We start from the raw sequence: 17,026 nt of genomic DNA on the forward strand, positions 1-17,026 counted from the left end.
AAGTGAAAAGCCTTTGACATCCCTTCCCAGATATGAAGAAAAAAGTCCATGGAAGTTTCGCAAAAAAATAATAATAGTAGGGTTGAAACCATTGCCTACAATTTTACACAATAACCAGGACTTGACTTTTTTACCCCTGGCGGACCGCCAAAAAGCTTATCACAGGGGTAATGAAGGGCTTTTTGCCCCGGTCACGCCTCCAAAAAGCTCATCATCCGTGCTATGAAGGGCTTTTTACCCTGGCGCACCGCCAAAAAGCTTATCACAGGGGTAATGAAGGGCTTTTTACCCCTAGCGCATCGCTAAAAAGCTCATCCTCCAAGTTATGAAGTGCTTTTTGATCAAATCAACTCTTTAGACACCCGACCACCACACAATCTCCCAAAATTCCACTTCTGCCCACCCCCGCCCCAGCATAGGTTGTACAAGACAATCTAAATTGTGTGTGCGTCAAAAGGGAGGATAAACCAAAAATGAAAAAGCTTTTAGGTAACATAGATCCGGCAGTCTTATCGATGGCGGGCATCCGGATATTTTCAGGGGTGCTGGAATTGACCGCCGCCTTTATTATGCTCTACCTCAACGATGTCAAGAAGGCGGTGGTTGTGAACTCGATGCTGGCAGTCGTCGGTCCGGTCATTTTCATTTCCACCTTGATGATTGGCCTGGTGAGTATGGCGAATGAGATTTCCTTTTCCAAACTCATATTCATCGCGATCGGAGTCGGGTTCATCCTATATGGCATCTATAAATGAGCATATATTGTCCAGGCCCGCATACATTGTAAGTAATAACGGGACAAGAAGGGGATTGTATGATTGCTAGCATTATGAACGTGCTTCCGCCAAATCTGGCCAAAGTCATAGAGAGGCTTTCGCCCGAGACAATGGACAGGATGGAGGAAATCCGGGTGAGGGTCAATCGTCCGTTGGAGGTGATGGTGGATGGCCTGCCGGTATTTCTCACCTACTCCGTCACGAGCGAGGATGGGACTCATCTATTAAATAAAATAAGCAAGTATTCGATTTATGCCTTGGAGGAGGAACTGCGCCGGGGCTATATCACCATCACCGGCGGGCACCGGATCGGGCTTTCAGGCAAGGTGATCACCGAGAGTGGAAAAGTGAAGGCGATAAGGGATGTATCTTCGTTCAACATCCGGATTGCCAAACAGAAAATTGGGGTGGCGGAGCCCTTGCTTCCATACCTCTACCATAAGCGGTGGCTTAGCACCATGATCATCGGACCGCCTCAGACCGGAAAGACGACCATGCTCAGGGATCTTGCAAGGTTGATGAGCAGCGGAATAAAAGAAAAAAATATCGCTTCGTGCAAGGTGGGAATCGTGGATGAACGATCGGAAATTGCCGGCTGCGTGGAAGGGATTCCCCAGCATGACTTGGGACTGAGGGTGGATGTTCTCGATGGGTGTCCGAAGGCGGAGGGGATGATGATGCTGATCCGCTCCATGAGTCCGGAGGTCATTGTCGTTGATGAGATTGGCAGAATGGAAGATAGCGAGGCAACCATGGAAGCGGTAAATGCTGGGGTGGGCCTTCTTATGTCGGTACATGCCTTTTCCTATGAAGACCTCCTCATGAGGCCAACCTTGCGTGAGATTATCAGCTTGAGGGCAGTCAAGCGGTTCGTCGAGCTTTCGAGAAGCAGGGGACCAGGCTCGATCAAACGCATTTTAAACGAAGCTGGCGAAGAGATCTACCGGGAAGAGGGCGTGAGAAGATGATCAAATTGATAGGCGCAGTTTTAATCATTATCTCTACTTCATGGGCAGGATTTGAAGCGGCGAGGCATCTGACCGAAAGGCCGAGGCAGCTGCGCCAGTTGAAGGTCGCCCTGCAATCCCTGGAGGCGGAGATCATGTACGGTCATACCCCTCTGGCAGAGGCGACACGGAATATTGCCAAGCAGATGGATAAGCCACTCACCTGGTTCTTTGAAACATTCTCCAACAAGTTGGAACAAGCAAATCTGCATGCTAAGGATGCTTGGCACCAAAGTTTGGATGAGGTTTGGAACTCGACCGCTTTCAAGAAGGCGGAGCTGGAGATCATGAAGCAGTTCGGGGATACATTGGGGCAGCATGACCGGCATACGCAGCAAAAACATATACATCTGGCAATGACGCATCTGGAACGGGAGGAACTGGAGGCACGGGATAAGCAGATCCGCTATGAAAAAATGGTGAAAAGCTTAGGGGTGCTGTCAGGTTTATTGCTCATTATTTTACTGATGTGAAAAATAGGGGGAAGCATTCATGGGCATGGAAGTGGATATCATTTTTAAAATAGCGGGAATCGGAATTGTGGTAGCGTTTCTTCATACCGTCCTGAAGCAGCTTGGAAAAGAAGAATATGCAAATTGGGTAACGCTCCTTGGCTTTATTTATATTTTATTCATGGTAGCAAGCATTGTGGAGGACCTGTTCAAAAAGATCAAATCGGTGTTCCTGTTCCAATGATGAGGGGGGCTGACCTATCGAAATCATTCAAATAGTAGGTCTTGGACTTGTTGCCACATTTCTTGCCCTGATTGTCAAGGAACAGAAACCCACCTTCGCTTTCATGCTGGTCGTTTTCGTTGGATGTGTCATCTTTTTATTCCTGATAGACCAGGTATTCCATGTCATAAGGATGCTCGAACGAATAGCGGTAAATGCCAATGTGAACCTGATCTATGTGGAAACGATTTTGAAAATTGTCGGGATTGCCTATATAGCCGAGTTTGGTGCCCAGATCACCAAGGATGCAGGACAAGGAGCCATCGCTTCAAAAATCGAGTTGGCAGGGAAAATACTCATTCTTGCGATGGCCATCCCGATCCTCACCGTCATTATCGAAACAATCATAAACCTGATACCTTCTTAAAAAGAAGTTTTGGGAGGGGGAATTCGATGAAAGTGTTTCTAGCATTTTTTTCACTATTTATCCTAATAAACCTGCTGCCACAATCTGTACAAGCATCTCCCTCATCACCATCAGAACTTGTGACCGACCAAATAGAAGGGGTGGGAGTCGAAGAGATAAAGGTCTACTGGGAAGAAATCATGGATGAATACGGTGGCTATCTTCCGGAAAGCCAGAAAGGGACGTTCATGGAGTTTGTAAAAGGGGACAAGTCCTTTTCCCTGAAAGAATGGCTGAAAGGGTTTGTAAAATATCTTTTCTATGAACTTCTGGCAAATGGAAAGTTGCTTGGAAGCCTGATATTGCTCACGATTTTCAGCATGTTCCTGCAGACCCTGCAAAATGCCTTTGAACAAAAGACGGTCAGTAAAATTGCCTATTCGGTCGTATTTATGGTCCTCATCATCATTGCGCTAAATAGCTTTCATATTGTCATCAACTATACACTTGATGCGATCTCCGCCATGACGGGATTCATCATCGCTTTGGTTCCATTACTCATTGCACTGATCGCTTCATCTGGAGGACTCGTTTCGGCGGCATTCTTTCATCCTATCATCTTATTCCTGATGAATACTAGCGGGATGCTGATCCAATATATTGTCCTGCCTCTGCTTTTCCTGTCTGCAGTGCTCAGCATTGTCAGCACCTTGAGTGAGCATTATAAAGTCACCCAGCTTGCGCAGCTGCTTCGTAATGTCAGTATCGGGATTCTGGGAATGTATTTAACGATATTTCTCGGTGTCATTTCAGTACAGGGTGCTACTGCCGCTGTAACGGATGGGATTGCGATACGGACCGCCAAGTTTGTTACAGGCAACTTCATCCCGGTCATCGGGAGGATGTTTACGGATGCAACAGACACGGTCATTACCGCTTCTCTTCTATTAAAAAATACTGTAGGAATCCTGGGGGTGGCGACGGTCATTCTGCTGGCTGCATTTCCTGCTATTAAAATCCTGTCGATCGCCATCATCTATAAGCTTGCAGCGGCACTTCTACAGCCGCTTGGCGGGGGAACGGTCATCACGTGTCTGGACATCATCAGCAAAAGCATCATCTATATTTTCGCGGCGCTTGCCATCGTTTCGTTCATGTTCTTTCTTAGCATTACGGTCATTGTGGCGGCTGGTAACATCACCGTCATGATCCGGTAGGTAGGTGAAAATGTCGTGAGCTATTTAACAGAATGGATTACCACCATCATCCTTTTTATACTGCTGGCAACTGTTGTAGATATGCTGCTCCCAAGTTCGAGCATGCAGAAATATACGAAGCTCGTAATCGGCCTCTTATTGATAGTCGTTATCCTGACACCGATACTGAAGCTTTTATCGACAGACATGGACGAGCTGTTTGCCAAGATGATGACCCATCCATCCTATATTTCAGAAAAAAATACAGAAAATTTAATAGAAATGAAGAAAAAAGAAATACAAGCCTCCCACTCTGCATATATTTTAGAACAAGCGGCTGTCCAAATGAAAGAAGATGTGGAAGAGGAGTTGAGGGAACAATATGGTTTAACTGTAAAAGAGGTAAATCTTGTTGTGAAAAATCAAGATCAGCTCAACAAAGTACCGACAGAAGAAGACCTTGAAATGGTAGTGATAGTTTTAAAAGAAGGAACAGAAGAGACAGCCATCTCAGTAGTAAAGCCTGTTCAGATTGACACCTCCAGACCTAATAAACCAGAACCTTCCTCACCAACCTCTGGCAGGGAAGGAAACATCGCAGCATTCCTATCAGATCGTTGGCAACTACACGAAACATTAATCTCAGTAGATGTGGAAGGGGGGGATTAGTACAAGGTGGAAAAGAAAAATCAAGCATTCATTCCTTGGTTAAAATCTCTTTTATTTGATTCATCGAAAGATAAGAAGTCTTCTAAAAAGCAGTACTTCCTCGTCGTCCTACTAATCGGTGTCGGATGTATGCTGTTTGGAAACCTATTCTTCGGCAAAGAGGAAGCGTCAACATTTAATTCTGCCATTCCAGCAATGACCCAGCAGGAGTCCGAGACACCTGTGTTCAATCAAAAAGATGGTGACAACGTACCTTCTACTATCTCTGACTATGAAGCTAGTTTTGAGAGCCAGATGACAGAGGCACTGGAAGAAATTATCGGGGTAGGCCAAGTCAACGTTGTAGTAAATGTCGATGCCACCGAAAAGAAAGTGCTTCAGAAAAACGAGTCCACCTCCACACAAACGACGGAAGAAACTGACAAAGATGGTGGAAAGCGTAGTGTCACAGACGGCTCAAAAGAGGAACAAGTTGTCATGTCAAGAAAAGGGAATGACGAGCACCCGATCGTACTGGAAACAAAAAAGCCAGTCATCCGCGGTGTGCTTGTAGTAGCACAGGGCGCTGAAAATATACATGTCAAACAAATGATTTTGGAAGCTGTAACACGAGTGCTCGATGTGCCCCAGCACAAGGTGGCAGTCCTTCCAAAAAAATCTAAGGGGGAATAAGCATGCTATTGAAAAAACAAACGGTCTGGTTACTGACCATGTTAAGCTTAGTATTTGTTCTATCAGTCTACTACTTTTTAGGAAATCAGGAAGCTGATAATATGGCAACAGATGTACCAGGAATCAGTGAACAAGCAGGCAATGAAGAACCTGGTGATGGGGAAGATGGAACAGCCGGAACTGACGGTGAAGAAGCCGAAGGAACGGAAGAAGAAGGAAATGAAGTGGTAAGATACATTTCCGGAGATGAAGCCTTCACAGAACTTCGTCTTGAACTCGAAAACGTTAGAAGTCAGCAGCGTGCCGACCTGAATGAACAAATGGCCAACACGGAGCTACCTGCCGAGGAAATTTCCAAAGCCCGCGATGAATTGAACGCGCTGAATCAAGTAGCAGGAAAAGAACTGATGATCGAAACTAGCATCAAATCCAGAAAAGACGTCGAGGATGCGATCGTTCGTGTAACTGGAGAGCAAATCAAAGTGACAGTAAAAGTGAACGGCGAGCATAATCCGCAAATGGCGAATGAAATCTACCACATCGTTCGCAGTGAATTCACGGATGTTCGAAACGAAAACATCGTGTTCGATTTCGCATCTATCAAAAACGAATAGGTTGAGTATCGGGTGGTGCGCATTGGCATCGCCCGTTTTATTTTTTTCCAGAACTAAGAAGTAAAAAAGCTTGTCAATATCCAACTTCAATAAGACAATAGGGTAGTAAAGCGTTTTCATGTTAAACTTAATTTAGCACTAGGTAATAACATCTATTACTATTTCTAGTTGAATTTAGATGGTTGGTATCGTATGATGAATATGAACTGAGTGTCTACATATGAAACAAACCATCACCTAAAGAAAAGAACAGGAACTTAAGGAGTGAAAGACATGTTAAAGATCCAAGAAATTAGAGAAATTATCAAACTGATTGACCAATCCAATATAGATGAATTTTTGTATGAGCATGAAGGCTCCAAAATCAAATTGAAAAAGCAAGGGGAACAAATGGTGGTCAGCGCGCCGGTTGCAGCCCAACCTCAAGCGGTACAGGCTCCAGCACCAGTTGCAGCGGCACCTGCAGCAGTGGAAGCGAAAGTGGAAACTACTGCAGCTGTTAACGAAACACCAAAAGTGGAAGACGAAAACCTACATAAGATCACTTCCCCAATGGTAGGAACTTTCTATGCTTCTCCGTCACCTGATGCTGCGGCATACGTACAAGCTGGAGATAAAGTGGGCGAGAACTCCGTTGTTTGTATCGTGGAAGCGATGAAATTGTTTAATGAAATTGAAGCGGAAGTTAAAGGCGAGATTGTAGAGGTGTTAGCTGATAACGGACAGCTGGTGGAGTACGGCCAACCTTTATTCCTTGTAAAAACAGTATAAGGGGTGGGTATGATGATAAAGAAGTTACTGATTGCAAATAGAGGAGAAATCGCGGTGCGTATTATTCGTGCCTGTCGCGAAATGGATATTGAAACAGTCGCTGTCTATTCGGAGGCGGATAAGAATTCTTTGCATGTACAGCTTGCGGATGAGGCCTATTGTGTGGGCCCGACAGCATCAAAGGACAGTTATTTGAGCTTTACCAATATCATCAGTGTGGCAAAATTGACTGCATCTGATGCCATTCACCCGGGTTACGGGTTCCTTGCGGAGAATTCGGATTTTGCAGAGCTTTGCAGGGAATGCAATATCACGTTTGTCGGGCCTAGTCCTGAGGCGATTTCCAAAATGGGTACGAAGGATGTCGCAAGGGAAACGATGAAAAAGGCGAATGTTCCGATCGTGCCTGGTTCACAGGGAATCATCGAGAGCATCACGGACGGTGTGAAAATCGCGAGTGAAATCGGCTATCCTGTCATCATCAAGGCAACAGCTGGTGGCGGAGGAAAAGGGATCCGTGTCGCCAGGAATGAAGAGGAACTGAAAAAAGGTATTTCCATTACACAGCAGGAGGCAGCAACAGCCTTTGGAAACCCTGGTGTGTATCTTGAAAAATTCATTGAAGATTTCCGTCATGTGGAAATCCAGGTGATGGCGGATTCCTATGGGAACACGATTCACCTTGGTGAGCGGGATTGCTCGATTCAACGACGTCTTCAAAAGCTTGTGGAGGAAACTCCATCTCCTGTCCTCGATTCTGAATTGCGGGCGGAAATGGGAGAAGCTGCGGTAAAAGCGGCGAAAGCAGTGGACTATACGGGTGCAGGTACGATAGAATTTATCTATGACTATCAAAATAGAAAGTTCTACTTCATGGAAATGAACACTCGAATCCAGGTGGAGCATCCAGTGACGGAAATGGTTACAGGTGTCGACTTGATCAAAGAGCAGATTCGAGTGGCGTCTGGTGAAAAGCTTTCTTTGACACAAGAAGAGGTTGTTTTCAATGGCTGGTCCATCGAGTGTCGTATTAATGCTGAAAATCCGGAAAAGAATTTTATGCCATCACCTGGCAAGATTGAAATGTATCTTCCTCCAGGCGGCCTCGGGGTTCGTGTAGATTCGGCTGTTTATCCTGGCTATAGCATACCGCCATACTATGATAGCATGGTAGCAAAGCTGATCACCTACGGGGCAACTCGTGAAGAAGCCATTTCCAGAATGAAACGTGCATTAGGCGAATTCATTATCGAAGGTGTGCATACCACGATACCATTCCATTTGAAACTAATGGATCACGAAAAATTTAAAGAAGGTAATTTTAATACGAAATTCCTTGAAAAATATGATGTCATGAATTCAAAAATAATAGGAGGGTCCGAACATGAGTGAAAGAAACTTATTGGAAATGGATAATAGCGGTTCACTTGGAAAAGTGGAAATAGCTCCAGAAGTTATTGAAGTGATTGCCGGGATTGCTGCTTCGGAAGTGGAAGGAGTTTCACAAATGCGTGGAAACTTCGCTGCAGGAGTAGTGGAAAGACTTGGAAAGAAAAATCATGGTAAAGGTGTTAAAGTGGACCTTTCCGAAGAAGGAATCAAAGTGGATGTGTATTGCGTGATGCAATTCGGCATTTCCATCCCGACTGTTGCCCAAAAAGTCCAGGACAACATCCGCCAAGCGTTATTGAACATGACGGCCCTTGAAATTACAGAAGTGAACATTCATGTGGTAGGCGTTCAATTTGAGACGCAAAAGAATGAAGTGGAAGTAGAACAGGAAATCTAAATAGCGAACATTGAAGAGCAGGCATTCAGGACGGATTGAATGCCTGCCTTTTTTTATGGACATAACGCCAAGGGTGCACTACTAAAAATTACTTGTATTCCATAGCAATGTTCGGTACAATTTTAGGCGCTTTCCTTTTTTGAAAGGAACGAATAACACCATGAAAACTAGGTAATGATGATGTTGAATTGAAAAATGGAATAAACGGATAATAAACGCTTCCCCAAAGCCTGTTGAAATATCCGAAAACACGAATGAATATAATGAGGATTATAGGAATGTATGTGTTTTATGTAAAAAACGAGTGAAAAGTGTGTGTTTTTTTATAAAAATGTGCTATTATCTTTATATACTAGTTGGGCACGATAAGGAGATTTACGAATGAAGCGAAGTAAAGCAAGAGAAAAAGCTCTTCAAGCTATCTTCCAAATGGATGTTAGTGATGTAGAACCGAAAGAAGCAGTGCAAAATGTGTTGGAAGAAGGCGAGAAAGCAGACGACTTCCTGAATAATATTGTTTTTGGAACAATGGAGCATCGGGAGGAAATCGATTCCACTCTGAAGCAGCACTTGGAAAAATGGTCACTTGACCGCCTGGGAACTGTCGATCGTACGATTCTTCGAATGACGGTGTATGAAATGAAATTCGAAACGGAAATTCCGGTCAATGTAAGCATTGACGAAGCGATTGAATTGGCGAAAGTATTTGGTGACGAAAAATCAAGTAGTTTCATTAACGCCGTTTTATCCAAAGTGAAGACAACTTTTGAAAATAAATAAAGCTCTTTTCTTAAAGTTTTTTATTTTACGTCCGTAAAAAATCGGCACTTGGATTTTTTACAGCATTTCTCTCCATGTTATTCAAAGAGATAAAGAATCTGCTACACTGAAAAGAGCACGAGGACTAGTAATATAACGAGTTTACTTTAAGTACGTCAAAAGCAACAATCTATGCGAAAACAGCCATAAATAAAGCGTAACAGGCTTAAGGGGGAGCTATTCATGACAGCAGTAATCGTATCTGGAAAAGAACTAGCAACAGAGAAAAGAGCCTTCATCAAAACAGAAGTTCAGAAACTTGTAGCGGATAGACAAACACAACCCAGCTTGGCAGTAATTCTTGTCGGTGATAATCCGGCATCCCATTCCTACGTCCGAGCAAAGCAAAGAGCGTGTGAAGAAGCGGGGATGCAGTGCATTTTGGAGCATTATCCCGAAACTCTGACAGAGCAGGAACTATTGGAACGCATCACTTTCTTTAACCAGGAAAAAACTGTACATGGAATTTTGGTGCAGCTACCTTTACCCCAGCACATAAACGAACTTGCAGTCATTGAAAGTATCTCTCCAGACAAAGATGTGGATGGATTCCACCCCGTGAATATCGGGAAAATGATGATCGATCAACAGGCATTCCTTCCATGCACCCCATATGGAATTGTGGAAATGATCAAGTCTTTGAACATTCCTATCGCAGGAAAACACGTTGTGGTTATCGGTAGAAGTAATATTGTCGGCAAACCGGTTGGGCAGCTACTATTAAAAGAAGATGCCACAGTAACATATTGCCATTCGCGCACAACGAATCTTGCCTCCATCACGAAACAGGCGGATATCCTGATTGCTGCAGTTGGAAAACCAAAGCTCATTGGTCCTGATTTTGTAAAAGAAGGCGCCATTGTCATTGATGTAGGTGTAAATAGACTCGAAACTGGAAAGCTTTGTGGAGACGTGGACTTTGATACAGTCAAGGAAAAAGCGAGTTATATCACTCCTGTTCCTGGCGGAGTCGGCCCGATGACCATCACGATGCTCCTCCAGAATACGTTGCAATCTGCACAAAAAATCGGTAGGGCAAACAAGACGTTTTCCTGACAATATGGTATGTTTAGAGATGGATGGAACATTGGTTCTTCCGTCTTTTTTCATATTCTTTTATAATAGAGGATGTTACAAAGGAGCGACCTTATGAGTGATCGCATGTACTTGACAGTTACAGCTTTAACAAAATACATAAAAAGAAAATTTGATATCGATCCCCATCTGCAGGATGTGTGGCTAAAGGGCGAAATATCCAACTTCAAACAGCATAGCAGAGGGCATATGTACTTCACGTTGAAGGATCAGAATGCCAGGCTGCAGGTTGTGATGTTTGCCGGACAGAACAGAAGCCTCGCCTTTAAACCGGAAGAAGGAATGAAGGTGCTGGTGCGCGGGGAGCTAACCGTGTATGAGGCGAATGGGTCGTATCAGATGTACATAAAAGAAATGCAGCCGGATGGAGTGGGAAGCCTATATCTTGCCTATGAGGAGCTGAAGAAGAAGCTTTCAAGCGAAGGGCTATTTGCCCCTACATATAAAAAGCCCCTTCCCAAATACCCTCAAACGGTGGGTGTAATCACTTCCCCGACAGGAGCGGCTGTCCGGGATATCATTACGACACTTAAAAGAAGATATCCCCTCACGAACATCGTTGTCATCCCCGCACTTGTTCAGGGAACCCATGCAGCGCCATCCATTGTCAAGGCGATTAAGCTGGCTCATGAACTGGATGGAGTGGATGTGCTCATAGTTGGCCGTGGCGGCGGGTCGATCGAGGAGCTTTGGGCATTTAACGAGGAAATCGTAGCAAGGGAAATTTTCGCCTCAAAGATCCCGATCATTTCAGCAGTTGGTCATGAGACCGACTTTACGATTGCGGATTTTGTTGCAGATATGCGCGCACCGACGCCGACTGCAGCTGCAGAGCTTGCAGTCCCTCATATCAATGAGCTGATGGAACGCCTAACTGACCGGAAATTCAGATTGCACCGTGCTTCCAATAAGCTGATGCAAGGATTCAAGGACCGTCTTACCACGCTGCAGAAATCCTATGCATTCAGATTCCCGAAAAACCTCTATGTTCAAAAGGAGCAGGAGCTCGACCGGATGATGGATGACCTTGAAGCAGCCATGAAGCGGCTTGTGGAAAAAAAGCGTGACAAGCAACTGCAGATATCATCATTGCTCGAGCGCAACCATCCCAGAAAGCAGCTGGAGTTGGAGAAGAGCTCCTTGGAGCAGCAGACCAAGATGCTGACAAAATACATGCAGCAGGCGTTGCAAAAGAAGCAATGGGAGTTTCAAAACCAGTTAACCAAAATAGATGGATTAAGTCCATTGAAAATAATGAGCCGTGGCTATAGCGTGGCATACGCAAGCAGTGGAGAAATTGTAAAAAGTAAAGAACAGGTGAAGATAGGGGACACCTTGCAAGTTAATTTACAGGATGGAACCCTTGATTGTGAAGTGCAGGAGATAAAGGAGCGAAAAAACAATGAGTGAAAAGAAGACGAAAAAAGAAGTATCATTCGAAGAGGCTATGAGAGAGCTGGAAGCTATTGTGGAAAAGCTCGAAGAAGGGGATGTTCCCTTGGAAGAGGCCATTTCACATTATAAAGAAGGAATGAAGCTTTCCAAGCTTTGTCATGACAAGCTTACCCATGTAGAAGGGGAAATGGAAAAGATCCTGAAGGAAAACGGCGAGTTGGAGTCCTTTGCGATACAGGAGGATGAAGCTTAATTGTCGACACATACAAACCTTCAAACTTTTTTGCAAGATAGAAAACCGTTAGTGGAAGATAAGCTCTATAGTTATATGGAAAACATGGATGCCCCGTCAGTACTTGTAGAATCGATGAAATATTCCCTGAAAGCGGGAGGAAAAAGGCTCCGTCCCCTCCTGGTCCTTGCAACTCTACATTCCTTCGGTAAAAAGGAGGAACTGGGTCTTCCTGTTGCGTGCGCAATAGAAATGATTCACACCTACTCTTTGATCCATGATGATCTACCGAGCATGGATGACGATGATTACCGCAGAGGAAAGCCTACCAACCATAAAGTATACGGGGAAGCAATGGCGATTCTTGCAGGAGATGCACTTCTGACCTACAGCTTTGAAGTGATGGAGAGTCTGCTGGAAAAAGGTGTTACCCCATCTAAGGTGCTTATGCTTGTCAAAGAGTTGGCAAAGGCGGCAGGTCCCACTGGAATGGTTGGTGGACAGGTTGCGGATATGGAAGGGGAAGGTGCACGGCTACTGCTTGAGGACCTTGAATACATCCATCGGAACAAAACAGGAAAGCTGCTTGGTTATAGCATTTATGCAGGTGCCGTACTTGCAGATGCAACCGAAGACCAGTTGACCATGCTTTCCGAGTTTTCCGACCATCTTGGACTCGCTTTTCAAATCCGGGACGATATCCTTGATATTGAAGGAGAAGCTGAAAAGATAGGCAAACCAGTCGGCTCTGATACGCTGAATGAAAAAGTGACCTATCCAGCCCTTCTGACTATGGAAGGTGCCAAGGGAAAACTGAACCACCACATAGAAGAAGCAAAGAAGTTGCTGAAAAGCTTGCCGCTAGAATCTGACCTTTTGGCCCAGCTCTGTGACCTGATTGCCAAAAGGGACCATTAATCGACAAAAAACATACGGAAAATTGAGCATTTCCTCTTTTTATGATATAGTAAATGGAACTAAAGAGTAGTATCTCATACTCTAATTGCCCATCTACATAAGGAAACTTACATCAAGTGAAAATTTATAAATAATTGTGAAGAAAATACAAATGCTTAACATATAAGGTGCAGAATTATACTATTGTATTATAAATGGAATGAAGCCATTAATTGGAGTTTAGCTTTTCGCCGTTATCACACTTGTGTTAGCGGCTATTTTTTCAGGCGGCAGCATAATGGTACCATTCCATGGCGGAACGGCTCATAAGTAAACGGTTCCATCAGAACTGCGAACTGTCGAAAGATAAAAATAAGCGAATTTAGCAAGGAAAGAGAGTGATCCCTTTTGGATCTTACAAAGATTACAAGCCCGCAATTTCTTAAAAATATGTCAATTGCCGAGTTGGAAGGATTAAGTGCCGAAGTGCGCAAATTTCTGATTGAGCAATTATCAACTACCGGAGGACATATCGGTCCGAATCTTGGTGTGGTGGAATTGACCATCGCTCTTCATAAAGTGTTTGACAGCCCGAAAGACAAATTCCTGTGGGACGTTGGGCATCAGGCCTATGTACATAAAATTTTGACAGGCAGGGCCTGTGAATTCAACACGTTGCGCAAGTATAAGGGTCTCTGCGGTTTCCCGAAACGCAATGAAAGCGAGCACGATGTATGGGAAACTGGTCATTCCTCCACCTCTCTTTCCGGAGCTATGGGGATGGCGGCTGCCCGTGACATCAAAGGAACCAAAGAATACGTTATCCCGATTATCGGAGACGGCGCCTTGACAGGTGGAATGGCACTTGAAGCCTTAAATCATATCGGGCATGAAAAGAAAGACATGATTGTGATCCTGAATGATAATGAAATGTCGATTGCACCGAATGTTGGTGCGCTGCATAGTGCGCTAGGAAGAATGCGCACTGCCGGCAAGTATAATTGGGTGAAAGACGAGCTGGAAGTGCTATTAAAGAAAATTCCGGCAGTAGGCGGGAAACTGGCTTCCACGGCAGAAAGAATCAAGGACAGCTTGAAATACTTGGTAGTAAGCGGGATGTTCTTCGAAGAGCTCGGGTTTACGTATCTCGGACCGATTGATGGACATAATTACAACGACTTAATAGAAAACCTTAATTATGCGAAGAAGACTGAAGGACCAGTTTTGATTCATGTGGTGACGAAAAAAGGGAAGGGCTATGAGCCTGCAGAATCCGATAAGATCGGGACGTGGCATGGAATAGGTCCGTATAAAATTGAAACAGGCGATGTCCTGAAGCCGGTCGGCGCACCCCCTGCCTGGAGCAGTGTGGTAAGTGAGACCGTCAGGAAGATTGCGCGAGAAGATGGGCGTGTGGTTGCCATCACTCCTGCGATGCCTGTCGGGTCGAAGCTTGAGAACTTTGCAAAGGAATTCCCGGAGCGCATGTATGATGTCGGCATTGCCGAGCAGCATGCCGTGACGATGGCTGCAGGACTTGCCACACAAGGCTTGAAGCCGTTTGTTGCCATCTATTCCACATTCCTCCAAAGAGCGTATGATCAGGTTGTACATGACGTCTGCCGCCAAAACCTGAACGTCTTCTTTGGTATTGACCGTTCAGGTCTTGTTGGTGAGGACGGGGAAACCCATCAAGGAGTGTTTGATATTGCTTTCTTAAGGCATCTTCCTAATATGGTGCTGATGATGCCGAAGGACGAAAATGAAGGCCAGCATCTGGTTTATACAGCCAACAAATACGACGGGGGACCAATTGCAATCCGCTATCCAAGAGGAAACGGTCTTGGCGTGAAAATGGATGAGGAGCTTAAGGAAATCCCGATCGGTTCCTGGGAAGTGCTGAAGGAAGGTACGGATGCAGCAATCCTGACATTCGGTACAACGATAGGCATGGCACTTGAAGCAGCAGAAGCTTTGTCAAAGGATGAACTTTCGGTGAAGGTAGTAAATGCGCGATTCATCAAACCGATGGATGAAGCGATGCTGCATGACCTGTTTAAATCAGGTATGCCGGTTGTAACGATAGAGGAAGCGGTGCTCCAAGGAGGATTCGGTAGTGCAGTCGTGGAATTCGCAAGCGATAACGGCTATACGAACAGAGTTGTCAGAATGGGCATTCCAGACCGATTCATCGAGCACGGCAGTGTAAAGGAATTGATGAATGAAATAGATCTGACGGCTACTAAAGTCGCAGAAAACGTAAAATTGATTTCATCAAGAAGAAAACAAAAAAGGGCATAGGGCATATGGCGAAAAAAGAAAGACTAGATGTATTATTAGTGGAGCGCGGCCTGATAGAAACACGCGAAAAGGCTAAGCGTTCCATCATGGCAGGACTCGTATATACAAATGAACAGCGCTTGGACAAGCCGGGTGAAAAAGTGGCAATCGATGCCCCATTGACGATAAAAGGAAATCTTATACCTTACGTCAGCAGAGGGGGACTTAAGCTTGAAAAAGCCCTAAAAGTCTTTGATCTGGATGTAAATGATAAAATTCTCCTTGATATCGGTGCATCCACCGGTGGCTTCACGGATTGCGCGCTTCAAAACGGAGCAAAAAGGAGCTATGCACTTGATGTAGGCTATAACCAGCTTGCCTGGAAGCTTCGTCAGGATGAACGTGTCGTGGTAATGGAACGTACCAATTTCCGCTATGTCACACCAGTTGACCTGACATTCGGCATGCCGGAATTTGCAAGCATCGATGTTTCATTTATCTCTCTTAAATTGATTCTGCCTGTTCTTAAAACGTTGCTTGTTCCTGATAGTGATGTTGTGGCACTCGTAAAGCCGCAATTCGAAGCTGGTAAAGGTCAGGTAGGTAAAAAAGGGATTGTCCGCGAACCGGAGATCCATGAGGCTGTCCTTGAAATGATTCGTGATTTCAGCTTAAAAGAAGGCTATGATGTGCAAGACCTCTCCTTTTCACCAATCACAGGAGGGGAAGGGAATATCGAATTCCTCCTCCATCTGAAATGGTGCGGACCAAAGGATCCCGGATCAGATCACCTGAAATATACCATTTCCCAAGTGGTTGCAGAGGCTCATCAACAATTAAAAGCAGAAAAAGGGGAATGACTTTTCAGTTGTTCCTTTTTTTCACGTGGGGCGATAGTTTTCTTTTACATATGATAAGGTTTGAATTAACATAAAACTAGGTATTGTCATGCAACATAGATATATTTAAGGGGTGCCGAAATGACCAAGGGGCAAAGACATATTAAAATAAGAGAATTGATAACAAACAGTGAAGTGGAAACGCAGGATGAATTGGTGGATCGCTTAAAAAGCGCGGGATTCAACGTCACGCAGGCCACGGTTTCAAGGGATATCAAGGAGCTGCATCTTGTAAAGGTGCCGATGATGGACGGCAGATACAAATATAGCCTACCAGCCGATCAGCGCTTTAACCCGTTGCAGAAGCTAAAACGATCCCTGATGGATGCGTTCGTCAAACTCGACATCGCAGGTCATATGATCGTCATGAAAACGATGCCCGGTAACGCCAACGCAATCGGAGTATTAATTGACAATCTCGATTGGCCGGAGATCTTGGGAACCATCTGTGGAGACGATACATGCCTGATCATCTGCCGTACCCCAGAGCAAGCCGAAGAGCTCTCGGAAAAATTTATTAATATGCTTTAAAAATTATAGCCGCTTGTTTGTGTCCCGAAGTGGATATCGATGAATATTTCAATTTATTGATAAATCCGCTCACGATATCAACGAAAATTTCCGGAAATCAATGAAATTTTGCGGAGATCAATGAAATTTTTAATATATCAACGAAAACACAGCACATATCGATAAAACACATATTTCGACAAAATTCATCCGCTTGGGCTAAAAAGTCAGCAGGGTCTAGTCCTTGCTCGAGTATTATTAAAGTTTTCAAAGAATATTAGCTGGTGATTGGAGCAAAAGGCGAAGACTCCTGCGGGAGATAGC

At 44.6% G+C, this 17,026-nt stretch carries 20 protein-coding genes; all 20 read left to right on the forward strand.

The annotated features are described in order from the left end of the window. The first annotated feature begins 473 nt into the window (after positions 1–473). Positions 474–755, forward strand: coding sequence for a YqhV family protein (locus tag ACQCT5_RS21805; RefSeq protein ID WP_499645117.1), 282 nt, complete (start codon positions 474–476; stop codon positions 753–755). 62 nt (positions 756–817) lie between these two features. Then, positions 818–1,744 (forward strand): stage III sporulation protein AA, encoded by a 927-nt coding sequence (gene spoIIIAA, locus ACQCT5_RS21810; RefSeq protein WP_499645181.1) that lies wholly within the window; start codon positions 818–820, stop codon positions 1,742–1,744. Next, positions 1,741–2,256 (forward strand): stage III sporulation protein SpoIIIAB, encoded by a 516-nt coding sequence (spoIIIAB, locus tag ACQCT5_RS21815; RefSeq protein ID WP_499645119.1) that lies wholly within the window; start codon positions 1,741–1,743, stop codon positions 2,254–2,256. The genes spoIIIAA and spoIIIAB overlap by 4 nt, the downstream gene beginning before the upstream one ends. A 19-nt stretch (positions 2,257–2,275) precedes the next feature. Then, positions 2,276–2,479 carry a stage III sporulation protein AC gene (gene spoIIIAC / locus ACQCT5_RS21820; protein WP_204417341.1) on the forward strand — a complete coding sequence of 68 codons (204 nt, stop codon included), beginning with the start codon at positions 2,276–2,278 and terminating at the stop codon, positions 2,477–2,479. A gap of 16 nt (positions 2,480–2,495) precedes the next feature. After that, complete coding sequence (gene spoIIIAD / locus ACQCT5_RS21825; RefSeq protein WP_204418101.1) at positions 2,496–2,885, forward strand: stage III sporulation protein AD; 390 nt, start codon at positions 2,496–2,498, stop codon at positions 2,883–2,885. Between the two features lie 26 nt (positions 2,886–2,911). After that, entirely contained in the window at positions 2,912–4,081 is a 1,170-nt protein-coding gene (gene spoIIIAE / locus ACQCT5_RS21830; protein WP_417899672.1) for a stage III sporulation protein AE, read from the forward strand. A gap of 15 nt (positions 4,082–4,096) precedes the next feature. Continuing rightward, on the forward strand, positions 4,097–4,729 hold the full coding sequence (gene spoIIIAF, locus ACQCT5_RS21835; protein ID WP_499645122.1) for a stage III sporulation protein AF: 633 nt from the start codon (positions 4,097–4,099) through the stop codon (positions 4,727–4,729). Positions 4,730–4,735: 6 nt separating this feature from the next. Beyond that, positions 4,736–5,401, forward strand: coding sequence for a stage III sporulation protein AG (spoIIIAG, locus tag ACQCT5_RS21840; protein WP_499645124.1), 666 nt, complete (start codon positions 4,736–4,738; stop codon positions 5,399–5,401). A 2-nt stretch (positions 5,402–5,403) separates the two neighbouring features. Further along, positions 5,404–6,015, forward strand: coding sequence for a SpoIIIAH-like family protein (locus tag ACQCT5_RS21845; RefSeq protein WP_499645126.1), 612 nt, complete (start codon positions 5,404–5,406; stop codon positions 6,013–6,015). 273 nt (positions 6,016–6,288) lie between these two features. Then, positions 6,289–6,786, forward strand: a complete 498-nt coding sequence (gene accB / locus ACQCT5_RS21850) for an acetyl-CoA carboxylase biotin carboxyl carrier protein (protein WP_499645128.1) — start codon at positions 6,289–6,291, stop codon at positions 6,784–6,786. A gap of 12 nt (positions 6,787–6,798) precedes the next feature. Next, the gene (gene accC / locus ACQCT5_RS21855; protein ID WP_499645130.1) at positions 6,799–8,178 is read left to right on the forward strand and encodes an acetyl-CoA carboxylase biotin carboxylase subunit; all 1,380 of its coding nucleotides are present in this window, start codon (positions 6,799–6,801) and stop codon (positions 8,176–8,178) included. Then, positions 8,171–8,575, forward strand: a complete 405-nt coding sequence (locus ACQCT5_RS21860; RefSeq protein ID WP_386635669.1) for an Asp23/Gls24 family envelope stress response protein — start codon at positions 8,171–8,173, stop codon at positions 8,573–8,575. The genes accC and ACQCT5_RS21860 overlap by 8 nt, the downstream gene beginning before the upstream one ends. 381 nt (positions 8,576–8,956) lie before the next feature. Further along, positions 8,957–9,355, forward strand: a complete 399-nt coding sequence (nusB, locus tag ACQCT5_RS21865) for a transcription antitermination factor NusB (RefSeq protein WP_499645132.1) — start codon at positions 8,957–8,959, stop codon at positions 9,353–9,355. Positions 9,356–9,577: 222 nt separating this feature from the next. Next, on the forward strand, positions 9,578–10,450 hold the full coding sequence (folD, locus tag ACQCT5_RS21870; RefSeq protein ID WP_499645134.1) for a bifunctional methylenetetrahydrofolate dehydrogenase/methenyltetrahydrofolate cyclohydrolase FolD: 873 nt from the start codon (positions 9,578–9,580) through the stop codon (positions 10,448–10,450). A 93-nt stretch (positions 10,451–10,543) separates the two neighbouring features. Next, positions 10,544–11,899: an exodeoxyribonuclease VII large subunit gene (xseA, locus tag ACQCT5_RS21875; protein ID WP_499645136.1), complete on the forward strand. Its 1,356-nt coding sequence runs from the start codon at positions 10,544–10,546 to the stop codon at positions 11,897–11,899. Beyond that, a complete protein-coding gene (locus ACQCT5_RS21880) occupies positions 11,892–12,137 on the forward strand; it encodes an exodeoxyribonuclease VII small subunit (protein ID WP_386635661.1) in 246 nt (81 codons plus the stop codon). Before xseA ends, ACQCT5_RS21880 begins: the two co-directional genes overlap by 8 nt. Next, positions 12,138–13,034 (forward strand): polyprenyl synthetase family protein, encoded by an 897-nt coding sequence (locus tag ACQCT5_RS21885; RefSeq protein WP_499645138.1) that lies wholly within the window; start codon positions 12,138–12,140, stop codon positions 13,032–13,034. Positions 13,035–13,421: 387 nt separating this feature from the next. Beyond that, complete coding sequence (gene dxs, locus ACQCT5_RS21890) at positions 13,422–15,314, forward strand: 1-deoxy-D-xylulose-5-phosphate synthase (RefSeq protein ID WP_499645140.1); 1,893 nt, start codon at positions 13,422–13,424, stop codon at positions 15,312–15,314. Positions 15,315–15,319: 5 nt separating this feature from the next. Next, on the forward strand, positions 15,320–16,153 hold the full coding sequence (locus ACQCT5_RS21895) for a TlyA family RNA methyltransferase (protein WP_499645142.1): 834 nt from the start codon (positions 15,320–15,322) through the stop codon (positions 16,151–16,153). Positions 16,154–16,273: 120 nt separating this feature from the next. Then, positions 16,274–16,723: a transcriptional regulator AhrC/ArgR gene (ahrC, locus tag ACQCT5_RS21900; RefSeq protein ID WP_499645144.1), complete on the forward strand. Its 450-nt coding sequence runs from the start codon at positions 16,274–16,276 to the stop codon at positions 16,721–16,723. The last annotated feature ends 303 nt before the right edge of the window (positions 16,724–17,026 follow it).

Source organism: Sutcliffiella halmapala (assembly GCF_050107295.1).
Classification (GTDB): Bacteria; Bacillota; Bacilli; order Bacillales; family Bacillaceae_I; genus Sutcliffiella_A; species Sutcliffiella_A halmapala_A.

Bases quoted from the DNA above. Each gene is read 5' to 3' on its own strand.
- ACQCT5_RS21805 (WP_499645117.1), top strand. From the start codon at position 474: ATGAAAAAGCTTTTAGGTAACATAGATCCGGCAGTCTTATCGATGGCG.
- spoIIIAB (WP_499645119.1), top strand. From the start codon at position 1,741: ATGATCAAATTGATAGGCGCAGTTTTAATCATTATCTCTACTTCATGG.
- spoIIIAC (WP_204417341.1), top strand. From the start codon at position 2,276: ATGGGCATGGAAGTGGATATCATTTTTAAAATAGCGGGAATCGGAATT.
- spoIIIAE (WP_417899672.1), top strand. From the start codon at position 2,912: ATGAAAGTGTTTCTAGCATTTTTTTCACTATTTATCCTAATAAACCTG.
- ACQCT5_RS21845 (WP_499645126.1), top strand. From the start codon at position 5,404: ATGCTATTGAAAAAACAAACGGTCTGGTTACTGACCATGTTAAGCTTA.
- accB (WP_499645128.1), top strand. From the start codon at position 6,289: ATGTTAAAGATCCAAGAAATTAGAGAAATTATCAAACTGATTGACCAA.
- accC (WP_499645130.1), top strand. From the start codon at position 6,799: ATGATAAAGAAGTTACTGATTGCAAATAGAGGAGAAATCGCGGTGCGT.
- ACQCT5_RS21860 (WP_386635669.1), top strand. From the start codon at position 8,171: ATGAGTGAAAGAAACTTATTGGAAATGGATAATAGCGGTTCACTTGGA.
- nusB (WP_499645132.1), top strand. From the start codon at position 8,957: ATGAAGCGAAGTAAAGCAAGAGAAAAAGCTCTTCAAGCTATCTTCCAA.
- folD (WP_499645134.1), top strand. From the start codon at position 9,578: ATGACAGCAGTAATCGTATCTGGAAAAGAACTAGCAACAGAGAAAAGA.
- xseA (WP_499645136.1), top strand. From the start codon at position 10,544: ATGAGTGATCGCATGTACTTGACAGTTACAGCTTTAACAAAATACATA.
- ACQCT5_RS21880 (WP_386635661.1), top strand. From the start codon at position 11,892: ATGAGTGAAAAGAAGACGAAAAAAGAAGTATCATTCGAAGAGGCTATG.
- ACQCT5_RS21895 (WP_499645142.1), top strand. From the start codon at position 15,320: ATGGCGAAAAAAGAAAGACTAGATGTATTATTAGTGGAGCGCGGCCTG.
- ahrC (WP_499645144.1), top strand. From the start codon at position 16,274: ATGACCAAGGGGCAAAGACATATTAAAATAAGAGAATTGATAACAAAC.